Below are 16,012 nucleotides of genomic sequence, written 5' to 3' on the forward strand. Positions count from 1 at the left end.
AAGCCTTGAAAGCCTTAAATTTTGCGGGGAAATTAGCCTTATTTTGGCTCAAATTAAAATAAAATGGTTAAAATTCATTTTAATTGGTTTTAAGTTCTAATTAATCAAAGCAAAATGGTTCCTATAAACCCTACCGTCTTGAAGTTTTACCGAAAACCAATAGTCATCCGATGGTAGTTTAACTCCATTAAGTATCCCATTCCAGCCCTCTCCTAAAGGGGTGAGTTCTTTTATTAGTTTTCCAAACCTGTTAAATATTTGAACTTTGGTATTTGGTTGAAACATTTGAGATACACCATAAACTTGCCATGTATCATGGCGGCCATCATTATTTGGAGTGAAAAATTTTGGAAAGCCAATAACAGATACAATATCATTAACTTCACCACAGTTGTTTTTAATGTCTCTGACTGATACCGTATAAATACCTGGAAAAACATTTGAAAAGGTGTTTTCATCTTGAAAAGAAGTAGTCACCATGTTATTGTTATCCAACAATTGGTATTGGTACACACCTTCTCCTGATGTAATTACAGTAATTGTATTATTTTCAGTAGCATCAGTAACATTTATGCTCTCGAAGGATGCTACGTTCGCTGCCTCAACTACAATTGTTTTTGTTTTTATACATCCAAAATTATTGACTACAGAAACCGTGAATGTGCCAGTAGAATTCACATGGATTTCTGAGGTGCTTTCACCCGTTGACCAATTATATTTATAATTGGATGATGTTTGTTTTAATATTCCTGCATATAATTTTATTTTCTCAGGAAATTTATTCAAGCAATAATATAATACTTCATCTTCCCCAATTTCAGGGAGCGGATTTACTATAAGTTCAATGGTATTAATGCCATAACACTGATTGTTATTTTCAACACGGGCATAAATAGTTTGAGAATATGGAATAGAATTGGTGTATAAAGTGCTTAGCTCGTTTTGTTCTATAAGCGCGTCATTATACGTTTTATAATAGGATATTGTTAAATTTGAAGAGCTGTTTATTATTTTATTTTTAGCATCATTTAAGTTGAAAATATGCAGTCCGTCTTCAATGCCATCATCGTCGCAAATAGTTAATTCCGTATCGACAGAATCTGTTACACTTACTTCTAATGTTATTTCCGATAAGCTAAAACAACCAGTGTTATCATCAATAACTTTTGTGAAAATAGTTTGCGGGTTTCGAGTATTATTAAAAATATAATTTTCAATTTTGGCAGTTCTTGATGCGTTTAGAAAGAATTCTACAGTTCTTCTACTGGTATTATTAGTTATAGCTTTTATACTTTCTTTTAAATTAAAAGTTGTTAACCCATCTACATCCTCATCACACTGAAATAAAGTTTCATTTATGGCCTCTGGGTTTTTATTGAAGCTCACAAAGGCCTCTCCCTCTAAAGCACAGTCGCCATTATTAGGATCAATATAGACTTCGTAATATCCAGAGTCTGAACCGGACAATTCTAATTTTCGACTAGTTTCCGCTAATACAACTTTGTCACGTGTCCAAATATAAGTCGCTCCCGAGATTTCGTCTGCAGATAGGGTGTAAGAACCACCATCGCAAACACCTAGGTTTGTGGTGCTTTTACCATTTTTTATAATGTCAATTTTTGTGTTAAAAAACGAGGAAATAAACGGGGGTAAACCTTGGGAAGATTGAGAGGCGCCTAAACTTATACTATTATGTCTATAATTACAGTTAAGACCAAGTTCGTTCGGATTATTTATGACTCCAAGACTATTTATACCTTTGGTGTATGTTTTACTAAGAGCTCTGTAAATTTTGCCATTAGGACCAAGTTGAAGAGCCCCCCTAAAGAGTTGTCTACTATCTATGGTTATAGCCGATGTCTCTATATTAGTTGCTGAAAGATTAAATTGAGTTAGTAGTGATTTGTGATTCTCTTCATTCTCATTATTTTGAAGGTTTTCTTGATCCAAAAAATCATTTGATGAGCTAACATAAAGTAGTTGATTGTTTGGAGAAAATTCAACGCCGTAAGCTACACCCGCGGGATCGTTTAAATAAAGTTCTATTTGATTACTTATAGTACCAGTATTAGCATCAAAGTCATATAAAAATAAACCGCTAGTTGCATTCGCGCAAGCCATTTTCGTGCCGTCCGGAGATAATTTTAAATAACCTCGTTCATCAATAATTTCAATATCAAAAGGTGACTTTACAGAAAATTGATTGACGCCTGAATCACTAACTTCAAAAGCATGAAATGTGTTGTAAATATCTAATTTGCCATTTTCTGAGGCAAGACCTAGTACCCAAATAGAACCAGTGATACAGTTTTTTAGAACTGCTGTGATTTTTTCTGAACATTGTTTTAATAAATTAACGTTTTTCGAGGTAACCTCGCCTAAACCATCGTTTAGAGATGTGTCAACAACAGAATAATTTAATCCAAAATGGGGTAGGTTAAAACCATGGTCGTCAACCGTAAAAATATAATAAATACTATCGCTATTTGGTTTAGGAACAATAATTGCAGACTGAGTACTTGAAGGGTCTCCAAACAAATTTCTGCCATTTGGCATAACATCATGATCTTTATTCCAAACGGTTATGCCATCGGTATAAAAAACTAAGTTTCCTAGGCCGTCAGAAATAGTTGCGCAACCTTCTGTTGTGTTTAGTTTGCCATCAGTAAGAGCAGAGACAGTATTGTTTGTTAAGTTAAACCTAATCCCAGAGCCATATCCAAAATACCAGTTTGTAGCTTCATTTTGGGCATAATTATTGAAGCAAACAAAGCTTAGTGTTAACAAAAAAATCTTTTTCATCTTTATATAGCAAGGCTATCAAAGATATTATAAATCACGCTTTTTTAATAATCTAAAGGATAAAAGTATAAATAGAGCTGTCCAACAGAGTACAATTAAAATTTCATAACCGTGTGCTCCGTAGTCATATACTAAATTTGCTTTTTCCGGGAATTTAGACATTGCTATACGTTGAAAAGGTTGATCTATTAATTTATACATAGATTTTAAAGGGAAAAAATTCTGAATTTTTTCTGCTAAATTAGAATCTAGTTTCCATGCCATAATTCCAAACAAAATCCATTCAACAATAAAGAGAATAAATAAAAAGGCTAATGCAAAGGCCGAACGTTTTACCAGCATTCCGAAGAACAAACAGAGACTAAAGAAACCAATGAGTTTGACAAAATAGGCTAAAAGAAATTCTGTTTCTCTCAAAATTATAGATGCTTCGGTATAGCTTGAATAATATAAACCTATACAGAAAGAAATAAGTGCAATGAGAATTGTGGAAATAAGTGAAAAGAAAACTATAGTATAGAACTTTGATAAAATGAACTCCTTTTTGCTTAATCCATCAATAAGATTTTGCTTTATTGTTTTGTTGCTATATTCATTGCCAATCATACTTACTACTACTATGGCAAAGAAAAATTTAAACTGAGAGGCAAAAAACGTTGTTAGATGCCATATTACTGGGAAATTGAAAATACCTAATTCACCTAATTCTAGAGTAAAAAAACCAAAAACATTGATTTTTAAAGAAGAAAGAAGAATAACAAAGAAAGGTAAAACAAAAGATATGAATATGAGTATTTTACTTGTTCTATTAAGCAATAGTTTTTGCAATTCTAAATTTAAAAGTCTTAACATTAGAGTTGGTTTTGAGTGAGTTAGTTGTTATCTGTTAATTGTAAAAATTGCTCTTCAAGACTTTCTTTACGCTGTACCAAATGTGTAAGAATAATGTCTTGCTTAAAAACAAACTCATTAAAATTTTCAGACCTCATGGGTTCAGATAGAAATGCGGTAATCAAATTATTTTTGGAAATAACTTTATTAAAAGATTTATGCTTTTCAAGTAAGGTGATTAATTTAGAGTTGTCTGTAGATTTTAATTCGAAGAAACCATGACTGGAAATCATTTCATCAACTCTACCTGAATATAGTTTAACCCCTTTGCGAAGAACAACAACATGAGAGCATACTTTTTCAACTTCATCTAAAAGATGAGACGCTAAAAGAATAGTAGTTCCTTTTTCTGCAATTTGTTTTATGATTTCTCTAATTTGATGAATCCCTTGAGGGTCTAAACCATTGGTAGGCTCATCTAAAATTAAAATTTCAGGATCATTTAAAAGGGCAGAGGCAATGGCTAATCGTTGTTTCATCCCTAACGAGTAAGTTCTAAACTTACTGTTTTTTCTATTTAATAAACCTACAATTTCAAGTTTTTCGTCGATTTTAGAATAATCAACTCCTTTAATTTTACAGACTAACTTCAGGTTTTGAGCAGCCGTCATATAAGGATAAAAGTTTGGACGCTCGATTATGGCACCAACTTTTTTTAGGGCATCATGCGTACTTGTATTACCATCAAACCAATGAAAGTTACCTTCTGTTTTATTTACAACATTTAAAACAATACCAAGTGTGGTAGATTTACCACTACCGTTAGGTCCTAAAATACCGTAAACATTCCCTTTATTTATGGTGAAGGTTAAATCTTTAACCGCTGTTAAATGACCAAACTTTTTAGTAAGGTTGTTAATTGTAAGAATAGATTCCAAACGATTATAATTTTAGTGCCAATTTACTATTAGCATAGGTTAGTTTTAAAGTATGACGAATGTGTTTAGTTTTTGTTACAATTATTATATTTAAAAACGTTAAATTTGAATAAGATTTAGGCTATGCAAGATTTAAAAATATCCAAGCGAAAACCGTCGTTTCCAATTTCTTCAAAATTAGATAAGTATCTTACTAAGTATAATAGAAACGTTAAGATTCCTATTTTTTATGATGACTTGCTGCGCTTTCAAGGTTCTATTGTAGTTTATGATAAAGAAGATAATGATACACTTTGGATTCGGGTGTATTACAATGAATTTGAAAGAGAAGAAATTGAATCTGCACTAAAGAAAGTTTATACCATTTTCCATTCAGATGGAAATGAGAATATCTTACCTTTTTTAAGCGTTGATGCTATTGACTATTGTACGTTTGGAAATTCTAAACCATTCAGAATAAAAATTCGAAATATTTTAAATGACAATTCCACATATTTTTATGTAAAAGTTGCAGATGCGTCTCGTATTTATGGCCTTGAATTAGAGCATATGTTATCTCCATATAATTTAAATTTTTTAGTATATGAAAGTACGTTGATTGAAGAGCATATAGCTGGTATTCCTGGAGATGAGTTTATTAAAAAAATGCTGCCAAATTGTAGTAAATCTGAAAAATCGCAAATAGCAAAGGAATTTGTTAAGTTTAATGAACGTTGCATGATAAGGATGCTTGGGGACATGCGATCGTACAATTATGTTATCGTTCCAACACACGATTTTGATAAAGTGGTTTATAAAATTAGAGCTATAGATTTTGATCAGCAGTCTTATGAAGGAAAATTTAATATTTATAGACCTCAATATTTTAAGGAAAATTACGAAATGGTTCAGCTTGTATCTCGTAGTATTCAAAAGTTATCTATAGATCAATATAAAACAGAAGAACGTTCCATATTGGTTAAACGTTTAAAGAGTTTTTATAACCGGGTAGGGAGGTTAATTGAATGTATGAGGGCTGATGAAATTTCGACTGAAGAGCATGTTGAACTCTTAAAAATGACAATTTTTGATTATACGCATGATGTGAATTTTAAGAGGAGTAAAAATATGGGAGATTTGCTAAAATACTCGTTAGAGTTTTTAACACGTAACTACGAAAATGTAAATCCAGTAAATTTAAGACATTAGGCTGTTTTAATTCCAGTTTTCATCAAAATCTAAACCATCATAATCGTCAACATCCAAGCCATCTTCAAATTCATCAAAATCATCATTTTTGTCTGATTCAAAAAGTTTTTCTGGAGCATTTTCTGGAACCTGTCCTTGTACAAACATCAGGTTAGGATAGTCATGTCCTTCAGTTTCGTCAACAATTTCAGCCAATTCTACAAAGAAAGTCCACATACTTAAAAAGTCGTAAACGTATATTAGCTTAGTTTGTGCTTCATGAACTACGCTATCTAGCGACGTTTCGTTCATTAAACGAGCAGAGGCGTCTTCACTCAAATCGAACAACGAAATTTCTTCACCTTGTTCCCATAGGTCATTACTTAAATAAAAAGAAGCCATTTCAGTACCATCAAATCCAAAAGATTGTGTTATGATATTGTGTAAATCCTCAAGCGTATCAGTCTCACGAATTTCTAAATCACGAAAGATATCTTCTTCTGTATCATTATCTAAAATAACTCTAAACCTATAAACCATTAATGAATAAAATTAGTATGCAAAGGTAACTTTTTTATATTATTTCGTAAAACGATGTAATGTAAATGTCATAGCGCTTAAAAGAAAAAAGGCTCCTATTTGATGGGCTACTCCTAACCAGACAGGTACTTGTAGCAATATCGTAAAAACGCCTAATAGAAATTGTAGACCAAGCAAAGCGACTAGGTATTTTATGCCTTTTGATTGTAAGGGAGTTAATTTAAGAGACTTAGATTTGAGATAAATAGCAAGAATAAAACCAACAACAACAAACGCAAGCATCCTGTGAACAAATTGAACCCCACTTTTACCTTCAATAAAGTTTTTATAAAGCGGGTTTTGTTCTATATAAACGGTGTGGTGCATAAACTTACCATCGCTCATTAAAGGCCAGTGATTATGAATGAAACCTGCATCTAAACCAGCAACAAAGGCGCCGTAGATAATCTGAAGAATTAAAACTACAAGAGCAAAACGTATAAGGTTTCTAATGGGTTTAATGATTTCTTTTTTATTCGGAAACATTAAATCTAAAGCCACCCAAAAGGTATAAGCAAAGGTTATGAATGCGGTAGTTAAATGAGCTGCAAGCCTGTAGTGACTTACATCTGGGTTATCTACTAAACCACTTTTAACCATATACCAACCCAAAAAGCCTTGAAAGGCACCTAAACATAAAAGTATAGTAGATTTTTTTATAGTCGATTTTGATAGTTGTTTTTTAATCAAAAAATATAAGAAGGGTAGTAAGAATACCATACCTATAAATCTGCCAATAACGCGATGTAACCACTCCCAGAAGTAAATATCTTTAAAATCTTGAAGCGTAAAGCGATTATTTAATTTTTGATATTCGGGGTATTGCTTGTATAAATCGAAAGCGGCTTCCCACTCAATATTGTTCATGGGAGGAATGGTTCCCGAAATAAGTTTGTAGTTAGAAATGGATAAGCCAGAATGTGTAAGCCTGGTAATACCACCTAAAACTACCATAATAAAAATAAGAACACACCCAGTTAGAAGCCAATAAATTACATTTTTATTATCCTTTTTCATTTTAATTGAGTTCCTTTTTAAAGCAAATGCTGTTACTTATATTTTTATACTGACCATAATTTGGAATAATAGTATAATTCATTTTTTTGTAGAATGAAACTGCTTCAGTTTGTCTTTTTCCAGTTTCGAGAACACAAACATTAAAAGCTTCTTCTTTAGCCCATTTCTCTAATTCTAGTAAGACTTTAGAGGCTATACCTTGACTTCTAAATTCGGGATGAGTATACATGCGCTTTATTTCAACCGAATTAGTATCAAAACGCTTGAAAGCTCCACAACCTGCAGCAACATCATTTAAGAAAACTAAAACAACATGATTTAGTACATCAATATTATTATATTGATTATAAAAATCATGCTCGGCACCATCCATAACTTTTAAATAACTATTTAGAGAATCTACAAGATTTGTAAAGTCTGAATTTTCAGAATTTGTTCTTAAAACCTTAATCATTTATTTAGTACTTATTGAAAGACCAAGTTTTTTTCCTTTTTCTATCATTAATTGATATGCTGCCTCATGTTCATTTGGAATATCACCTTCTAAAATGGCTTCTTTAATGTATTCTTTTATGAGTCCTATTTCACGTGATGGTTTTAAGTTAAAGGTTTTCATGATTTCTTCTCCGGAAATTGGAGGTTGAAAGTTTCTAACATGATCGCGTTCTTCAACTTCAATAATTTTATCTCTAACAATTTTGAAATTGTTATGGTATTTTTTAAACTTTCTGGGGTTTTTAGTTGTGATATCTGCCTCACAAAGAGTCATTAAATCTTCAACGTGATTGCCAGCATCAAAAACTAAGCGACGAACAGCAGAATCAGTAACTAAATCTTGAGCTAAAACAATTGGTCTTGAACTCATTAATACCATTTTTTGAACAAATTTCATTTTGTCATTTAATGGCATTTTTAACCTTTTAAATAATCTATATACCATTTTAGAACCCTCAAATTCATGAGCGTGGAATGTCCACCCTATTTTTTTGTTGAATTTTTTTGTAGGTGCTTTTCCAATATCATGCAGTAATGCTGCCCATCTAAGCCAAAGATCAGTGGTGTGTTTTGAGATATTGTCGACGACTTCAAGTGTGTGATAAAAATTATCTTTATGACGCTGTCCCTCAACTTCATCAATCCCTTTCAAAGCTATAAGCTCAGGCAGTATATATTCTAATAACCCTGTTTTCTCTAGTAAAAGGAAGCCTATAGAAGGGGTATTGCTTTCTAAAATTTTATTTATTTCTGTAACAACACGCTCCTTAGAAATTATTTTAATACGATGACTATTTTTAGTTATTGATTTTAAGGAAGCCTCTTCTATTATAAAGTTTAATTGTGTTGCAAATCGTATGGCACGTAACATGCGTAAAGGGTCATCGCTATAGGTGATATCTGGATTTAATGGTGTTCTTATAATTTTGTTGTTTAAATCTTCAATACCGTTAAAAGGGTCTAACAATTCACCAAAAGACTTCTCGTTTAAGTTCAGAGCGAGTGCGTTAATAGTGAAATCCCTTCGGTTTTGATCATCTTCTAAAGAACCATTTTCAACCGCAGGGTTTCTACTATCTTCCGTATACGACTCTTTTCTAGCACCAACAAATTCAATTTCAATATCATCATACCTTAACATTGCTGTACCATAGGTTTTGAATATTTGTACTTTAGGAAAGGTTGGTAGGTTTTTTGCAACTTGTTTTGCAAGTTTAATGCCATCTCCAATAGCAACGACATCAATATCTTTGGCATCTCCTCTGTTTAAAATATAATCACGCACAAATCCGCCAATAACAAAAGATTCGAGTTGGAGCTCTTTTCCAGAATCTGAGATGATTTTAAATATAGGATGAGATAATGCTTTTTTATAATTCATTAATGCTAACTAAGGTGTTTTGTACTAATAATTTTTATATCATTATTAATTTGAAAATTGATAATATCAAGTAATAAATTTTTAGTGGAGCAAATTTACAACATAGTCCAGACCTTTAAAAACCCTTGACCTATTTCTTTAACTGGTTTTAGAGTTGCATAGAGCCAAATAGTTCGTAGGTAGAACCGTTTATAAACGATGAATTTTTTGGTTATGTTTTAAGGAAATTGTTAATGGAGCTTGCTTTAGTAACGCTATAAAGACAGGCCAATTTTTTGCTTTTACTAAACCACTAAAGAAATATTTTATTTGTAAATATGTTAGCAAAAAATAAAAAGGAACTATACCATAATGCTTTCTAATAACATAAAGTAGAGAAATTTTTAATTCAATTTTTAAATCAACTTTTTGCGGTGTGCTAGCTCCATGAAAATGGATAAACCTTCCTTTAGGAACTAAAAAAGCTTCTTTGTTTTTTTTAGCTAACCTCATGCAAATATCAGTTTCTTCATAGTACAGAAAGATATTAGTATCAAACCCACCGATTTCATTGAAATCTTGAGCAGAAAAAAACATAAAACTTCCAGCTACAAATTGTCCTTTTTGAGGGGTGTTATAGATTCTTTTTCGTTTGGGATACTTACTAGGAGATATAGATTCTAAAATTTTTCTTCCAAATAATTCTCGACCTAAAGATGCAAAATGATCAATCGTTGGTAATAAATCGGAATTCTCCTTAAATGCTTGAGGGCCGCAAACGCCAACATTTGGGTTGGAATCCATGAAGTTTTTTAAGATGGTTAAGCAATCATTTTCAAATAGAACATCATTATTTATAAATGCCAAATATTTACCTTTAGCTTCTCGAACACCAATCATGTTCCCGCTTCCAAAACCAGTATTAATATCACTTCTAATAAGTCGAATGTTTATGGTTTTGGAAATTGAATCTATATATTTTTTTAGAGTATAGTAGTTTTCTGATTCGGAGCCATTGTCTACGATTAAGTATTGACAAGATATATCTTTAGAGGTGTATTTTAAAATAGACTCAATACAGTTAATTGTGTAATTCGCGGTATTGTAGTTTATGATTACGACTGAAATATCAAATACCATTACTTAAGATATTGGTTAATTCCTTTTTCAATAAAGGTTACTTTATTCATCGTAGTTTCATTCTCAATAATTTCATTAATATTGATATGACTTTTATCCTGTTCTTTATGAAATATATGATATACCAACCCGCGGTATTTTAATCGTCTTCCTTTTACGCCAATATTTAATAAACGTTGTATCATTTCACTATCATCAATCCCCCAGCCAACAAGGTTTTCATTAAACCCATTCACTTTAATAAAATCCTCTTTCCAAAAAGACATATTACACCCCCTTAATTTTGAAGACCTAGTGTCTTCTTCCTTATATAAATTTGATAATAAGGGTATGCGAATGGTTCGTCCTCTCTTTTTTATACCTCTCGATAAAAAATTAAACGTAATTTTTTTGTTGATAAATAATTCTTTCAAATAATGTTTTTGAATATTTACTCTACTGCCATATAAAAACGTGTTCTTTTTAGCCATTGCTAAATGATCTTTAACAAAATCTTTATGCATAATAATGTCTCCATCTATTTCAATAATATAATCATATTTAGATTTAGCTATGGCTTTATTCATTATTGCAGGTTTCCTGTTTTTATTGTCTTCATGCCAAACATGATGCAATGGAATAGGGAAGGTTTGTTTAAATTTCTCTATTAAATCTGAGGTCTCTTTTTTTGATCCGTCATCAGCAATAATTACTTCGTCTGGAAAATGTGACTGATTTTTTATGCTTAATAACAAAAGCTCTAATGCTTCTGGCCAATTATAAGTTGGAGCTACTAAAGAACATTTTGGAAAGGGTTGCATATACTTGTATTTGTCGTGCAAATTAATGTATTTTTTATTAAATAATAATTAGTTTAAAAGGTAGTTTTAAATTTTATACTTTTGAAAAATGAATTACGAAAATAAACCAAAAGGGTATTATGATAATGTTCGTCCTGAAATGTTTAAGTTCTTACCAAATGATGCTAAACGTGTTTTAGATGTAGGCTGTAGTAATGGAGCTTTTGCGCAAATTGTTAAAAAAAAGAATAACACTGAAGTCTGGGGTATAGAATATATGCAGGAACATGGTGAGGATGCTAAAAAAAAGTTAGATAAAGTTTTTATTGGCAAGTGTGAAGACTTTATTGAGGATTTGCCAAATGCGTATTTTGATGTAATTTATTTTAATGATGTTTTAGAGCATTTGGTGGACCCTTATTGGGTATTAGAAGTTCTGAAAACAAAATTATCAATAAATGGGGTAGTAATTAGTTCACTTCCTAATGTGAGGTTTTTTAGAACGTTTATGAGGGTATTGATTCAAAAGGACTGGAGGTATGAGGAATATGGCGTTATGGATAAAACGCATTTAAGGTTTTTTACAAAAAAAAGCATTAGAAGAATGTATGAAGAATTAGGTTTTGAAATATTAACACATGTTGGTATAAATAAGAGTAAATCTTTAAAACCTTATTTGTTTTATTTCTTGACTCTATTTACACAATTAGATATGCAATATCTTCAATTCGCTACTGTAGCTAAAATTGCAAATGAAAAAAAGTAAAAGGAAAATTCAAAAGGATTTTAATTCAAATACTGATTTTTTTGATGATATTATCTATAATTTTGATTCAAAAGGAGAGAATTTTGGAAACCAAGATAGAAATTCATTAAAATTATTTCAGTTAGGAGATAAAACTATAAATGTTAAGTCATTTAGAATTCCAAATATTGTAAATCAAATCGTTTATAGGTTTTTTCGAAAAAGTAAAGCACAGCGTTCATACGAATATGCTAATAAATTGATAGATTTAAAGGTTAACACTCCGCAACCTATTGGCTTTTACGAATTTGAAACTCCTTTGTTATTTAATAAGAGTTTTTATATTAGTGAACAATTAGATTGTGATTTAACTTATAGAGAATTAACAAAAGATTTGAATTATCCAAATCATGAAAAAATTCTTAGGGCATTTACACGATTTACCTATCAATTACATGAAAAAGGCATTCTCTTTTTAGATCATTCTCCGGGAAATACGCTTATTAAAATTAATAACGGGGATTATAAATTTTACTTGGTTGATCTAAACCGAATGGAATTTAGGTCGCTCGATTTCCAAACAAGAATAAAGAATTTTGCTCGACTAACCGTTCATAAGTCCATGGTTGATGTAATGAGCGATGAATATGCTAAATGTTCAGGAGAAGATTATGCCAGAATTGTTGAAATAATGTGGTCAGAAACTAAATCTTTTCAAGAAAAATTTCACAGAAGGGAAAGATTAAAAAAGAAGTATAAGTTCTGGAAGAAAAATTAGTTTTTATTTATTAGTCTTTTCAGTTCAACATATCTATAATAAACCCCGTAAGCACTTAATTTACATATAATAAACCCTTCTTTACCATCTAGAATACCTAGTCTAAAAATATAATTTAGCAGAAATTTATATGAAGGTCTAAAAATGAAATGAAACGGATTTGGCTTAGTACCTTCATCTAAAAGTTCAATAGCCTTAAGTTTTGCATAATGTTCCATTTTAGATTTGTAATGGTCATAGCTTTCAAAACAGTAATGTGGCATTGTACTTTTTAAAAGTTTACTTTTACCTGAAATTTTCGGTATTTCATGAACAATTCTTTCTTCTATATATTTAACAGATTCTTTTTTATAGACGCGATAGGTTGCATCGGTTTGGAATCCGCTAAATCGAATTCTTTTATCTTTAAAATAATATAAACGCTTAACTAAGAATGCATCATAATCTGTTGAATCATTAATTTCAGATATAATTTCGCTTCTTAAATCTTTAGGAATACGCTCGTCGGCATCAATAAAAACAATCCACTCATTTTTAGCTTTTTCAATGGCAAAGTTCCTTTGATCAGCAAAATTTTTAAACGGCCTGCAAATGGTTTCTACATGATCGAATTGTTTTAATTTTTCCAAAGTGCCATCGGTACTGAAGGAGTCCACTGCAATTATTTCATCTGCAAAGCTTAAATCGTTTATAACTTTTTCGATATGCTTTACTTCGTTAAAAGTGATTATTAAAGCAGATATTTTGGCAGTTTGCCTCGAATTTGTTTTTGATAAAAGGGTCTCATTTTTATCAAGATTCGAGATACCTTTTTGTGTGACCTTTCCAATAGAGGTGTTTTTTAAAAAGTCAACTAATTTATCTTTAAAAAATGCAGGTTTAAATTTCTTGTAAAGATTTAAAGACTCTTCTTTATATGTTTTTTCTGGTTCTGTATAAATTTCAGGTTTGTAGTCTCTTAAATGTACACTCACGTTGTTTTTATTTTCAAATAAATTCCAAGTTGCTTTGTCTATCCATGGAGAGAAAATGGAAAACGTTTTTACATGTAATGCTTTTGCCATATTTGCAGCCCCCCCCTCGTTTCCGATAAGGGCAGTGCAATGCTGAATAATTCCTAGAAATTCCCTAAGGCTATTTCCAAATACATTCATTAAAATATTCTTCTTCGTATTTGGGTTACATAAATTGTAAATAGCAAAAGCTTCTTCCTTTTGTTTAGGCAAATAATTAAAAAGAATTTGACAGTCAGGCTCCTCTGAAGCAACTATGTCAATCACAGATGCCATATATTCAAAAGGGTAGGTCTTATTTTTACTACTACCTAGAACACTAATCATGAAGAGTGGTCTTAAGAGATCAATATTCTGGTTGAGTAAATAGTTTTTGCCTTTTAATAATTCTTCTTTAGTTAAATATATTTTAGGGCTAATATTGTCCGCTTTTATATCTAATGGTTTTAATAAATCTAATCTATGATGGATAGCTAAATTATCTGTGCTACTATGTTGTTCGAGCCTTTTTACATTGTGGTGGTATAAAAAAGTAGAGTATGATTTATAATACGATATTTTTGTTTTTGCTTTAGAAAAAGAACAAATTAAAAAACTAGTAAGTTTTGAATAAACATCTATAACCACGTCATAGTTATTACGCCTTACTTTTAGAGCCAATTTTAAAAGCGCCCTTTTACTTTCATCTTCCTTTTTAGTGTAAAAAACGTAGTTATCAATAAAAGGGTTGTTTTGTACAACAGGGAAAGTATGCTCATTGATTAAATAATCTAATTGAGCACTAGGGTATTTTTGGCGAAGTGCTTCAAACAGTATACTGCTTGTAAGCACATCACCAATCATTTTTTGTTGTATAACAAGTATTTTCATCTAAACAGCAACATCATGCTCGCGAAGCGCATCATTAAGTGACGTTTTTTTGTTTGTGCTTTCTTTACGTTTACCAATAATTAAAGCACAAGGAACGTTGTAACTCCCTGAAGGGAATTCCTTAGCATAGCTTCCAGGAATAACTACTGAACGAGCAGGAACAACACCTCTATATTCAACTGGTTCATCACCAGTAACATCAATAATTTTAGTGCTCATTGTTAAAACTACACCTGCTCCTAATACAGCTTCAGTTTCAACGTGTACACCTTCAACTACAATACATCTACTTCCAATAAAAGCATTATCTTCAATAATTACTGGCGCGGCTTGTAATGGTTCTAATACTCCTCCAATACCAACACCACCAGATAAATGTACATTTTTACCAATTTGGGCACAACTTCCAACTGTTGCCCAAGTATCAACCATAGTTCCCTCAGAAACGTATGCCCCAATATTTACATAACTAGGCATTAAAATTGTTCCACTGGAAATGTAGGCACCATGTCTAGCAACAGCGTGAGGAACGACTCTGATCCCTTTTTTTGCATATCCTGTTTTTAATGGAATTTTATCGTGAAATTCTAATGGTCCACATTCAATAGTCTCCATTTTTTGGATTGGGAAATATAAAACGACAGCTTTTTTCACCCATTCGTTAACTTGCCATCCACCTTCAATAGGTTCAGCAACTCTTAATTCACCTTTGTCTAATAAGTCTATTACATTTCTTATGGCGGAAGTTGTTGTTTCTTCCGTTAGTAAAGCTCTGTTATCCCAAGCCTTTTCTATGATTTGTTGTAGTTCAGTCATTGATATTTAAATTTTGAGCAAATATACTAGCAATCATTTAAAAAGAAGATGAAATAGACATAATTATAATTCAGTTTTAGTAAGAATCTTCTAATATTTCAATTGCTTTTTGTAGATTAAATATTGTCTTTAAACCACGATATAAAAATTGCATGTGGGCAAAACAAATGAATATATGTATTTTGTCGGTTAAAATCAACGTTTAAACTATTCGTCGATAAAATTTTGTTGCTGCACTACTAAACGAAAATTCATGAGGTACAACTAGTTTTTTGTGCTTGAGAAGAGCTGTGTTTCTATCTTTGAACTATCAAACTAAGAAATAAACGAATGAAAACAAATTTTCCCTTAGTAATAGTTTTAATGTTAGCTTTCTCGATTTGCAGTGCTCAAAGTACTGAGTTAAGTGATGTAATTGAAAGTTCCAAAGCTATTTCTGTTTCAGCTCATTCTGAAGATGTTAAAGTTAGTAATGAACAAAAGAATGAACCAGTGTTGATTGATGCTTCAAAACTAAAATCTACTATATCAAGAACAAATAGTGATATTAGAATCTACTTGTATAGAAAGAGAAACGTGGGTAATATTAGTTTCGTTTTTCCTAAAATAAATAAAGCAGTAAGAGCTTAAGAATAAAGTTCAAATATTAATAATTAAGGTTAAATCACCAAGAAAGGTTGTC

15 protein-coding genes are annotated in these 16,012 nt (G+C 31.2%); 4 read left to right on the top strand and 11 right to left on the bottom strand.

Annotated elements, in window-relative coordinates:
* Positions 1 to 96 precede the first annotated feature (96 nt).
* From Q0857_RS14370 to Q0857_RS14380, 3 genes are read right to left on the bottom strand one after another with little or no spacing between them, the layout of a single operon-like run.
* The gene (locus Q0857_RS14370) at positions 97 to 2,802 is read right to left on the bottom strand and encodes a T9SS type B sorting domain-containing protein (protein WP_298536546.1); all 2,706 of its coding nucleotides are present in this window, start codon (positions 2,800 to 2,802) and stop codon (positions 97 to 99) included.
* Between the two features lie 27 nt (positions 2,803 to 2,829).
* Positions 2,830 to 3,654, bottom strand: a complete 825-nt coding sequence (locus Q0857_RS14375; RefSeq protein ID WP_298536549.1) for an ABC transporter permease subunit — start codon at positions 3,652 to 3,654, stop codon at positions 2,830 to 2,832.
* A gap of 20 nt (positions 3,655 to 3,674) precedes the next feature.
* Positions 3,675 to 4,571, bottom strand: coding sequence for an ABC transporter ATP-binding protein (locus Q0857_RS14380; RefSeq protein ID WP_298536552.1), 897 nt, complete (start codon positions 4,569 to 4,571; stop codon positions 3,675 to 3,677).
* 123 nt (positions 4,572 to 4,694) lie between these two features.
* On the opposite strand from Q0857_RS14380, the gene Q0857_RS14385 reads away from it, so the two are divergent.
* Positions 4,695 to 5,759: a hypothetical protein gene (locus Q0857_RS14385; RefSeq protein ID WP_298536565.1), complete on the top strand. Its 1,065-nt coding sequence runs from the start codon at positions 4,695 to 4,697 to the stop codon at positions 5,757 to 5,759.
* A 6-nt stretch (positions 5,760 to 5,765) separates the two neighbouring features.
* On the opposite strand, the gene Q0857_RS14390 is transcribed toward Q0857_RS14385, so the two are convergent.
* The 6 genes from Q0857_RS14390 to Q0857_RS14415 form a co-directional block, all read right to left on the bottom strand.
* Entirely contained in the window at positions 5,766 to 6,278 is a 513-nt protein-coding gene (locus Q0857_RS14390; protein WP_298536569.1) for a hypothetical protein, read from the bottom strand.
* 39 nt (positions 6,279 to 6,317) lie between these two features.
* On the bottom strand, positions 6,318 to 7,334 hold the full coding sequence (locus Q0857_RS14395; protein WP_298536572.1) for a COX15/CtaA family protein: 1,017 nt from the start codon (positions 7,332 to 7,334) through the stop codon (positions 6,318 to 6,320).
* Position 7,335: 1 nt separating this feature from the next.
* On the bottom strand, positions 7,336 to 7,788 hold the full coding sequence (locus tag Q0857_RS14400) for a GNAT family N-acetyltransferase (protein WP_298536575.1): 453 nt from the start codon (positions 7,786 to 7,788) through the stop codon (positions 7,336 to 7,338).
* The gene (locus Q0857_RS14405; RefSeq protein WP_298536578.1) at positions 7,789 to 9,210 is read right to left on the bottom strand and encodes an HD domain-containing protein; all 1,422 of its coding nucleotides are present in this window, start codon (positions 9,208 to 9,210) and stop codon (positions 7,789 to 7,791) included.
* A 189-nt stretch (positions 9,211 to 9,399) separates the two neighbouring features.
* Positions 9,400 to 10,329 (bottom strand): glycosyltransferase family 2 protein, encoded by a 930-nt coding sequence (locus Q0857_RS14410; RefSeq protein ID WP_298536581.1) that lies wholly within the window; start codon positions 10,327 to 10,329, stop codon positions 9,400 to 9,402.
* A complete protein-coding gene (locus tag Q0857_RS14415; RefSeq protein ID WP_298536768.1) occupies positions 10,329 to 11,129 on the bottom strand; it encodes a glycosyltransferase family 2 protein in 801 nt (266 codons plus the stop codon). The genes Q0857_RS14410 and Q0857_RS14415 overlap by 1 nt, the downstream gene beginning before the upstream one ends.
* Positions 11,130 to 11,217: 88 nt before the next feature.
* Here Q0857_RS14415 and Q0857_RS14420 point away from each other — a divergent pair, with 88 nt between their 5' ends.
* Both Q0857_RS14420 and Q0857_RS14425 read left to right on the top strand, forming a co-directional pair.
* Positions 11,218 to 11,874, top strand: a complete 657-nt coding sequence (locus Q0857_RS14420) for a class I SAM-dependent methyltransferase (RefSeq protein ID WP_298536585.1) — start codon at positions 11,218 to 11,220, stop codon at positions 11,872 to 11,874.
* Positions 11,861 to 12,631, top strand: coding sequence for a lipopolysaccharide kinase InaA family protein (locus tag Q0857_RS14425; RefSeq protein ID WP_298536588.1), 771 nt, complete (start codon positions 11,861 to 11,863; stop codon positions 12,629 to 12,631). Before Q0857_RS14420 ends, Q0857_RS14425 begins: the two co-directional genes overlap by 14 nt.
* Here Q0857_RS14425 and Q0857_RS14430 read toward each other — a convergent pair.
* Together Q0857_RS14430 and Q0857_RS14435 are read right to left on the bottom strand one after the other, a co-directional pair.
* A complete protein-coding gene (locus Q0857_RS14430; RefSeq protein ID WP_298536593.1) occupies positions 12,628 to 14,514 on the bottom strand; it encodes a glycosyltransferase in 1,887 nt (628 codons plus the stop codon). The genes Q0857_RS14425 and Q0857_RS14430 overlap by 4 nt on opposite strands.
* Complete coding sequence (locus Q0857_RS14435) at positions 14,515 to 15,330, bottom strand: 2,3,4,5-tetrahydropyridine-2,6-dicarboxylate N-succinyltransferase (RefSeq protein WP_298536606.1); 816 nt, start codon at positions 15,328 to 15,330, stop codon at positions 14,515 to 14,517.
* A 330-nt stretch (positions 15,331 to 15,660) separates the two neighbouring features.
* Between Q0857_RS14435 and Q0857_RS14440 the strand changes: the two genes are divergently transcribed.
* Positions 15,661 to 15,960 (top strand): hypothetical protein, encoded by a 300-nt coding sequence (locus tag Q0857_RS14440; RefSeq protein ID WP_298536608.1) that lies wholly within the window; start codon positions 15,661 to 15,663, stop codon positions 15,958 to 15,960.
* The last annotated feature ends 52 nt before the right edge of the window (positions 15,961 to 16,012 follow it).

This window comes from uncultured Algibacter sp., from assembly GCF_947495925.1.
Lineage (GTDB): Bacteria > Bacteroidota > Bacteroidia > Flavobacteriales > Flavobacteriaceae > Algibacter_E.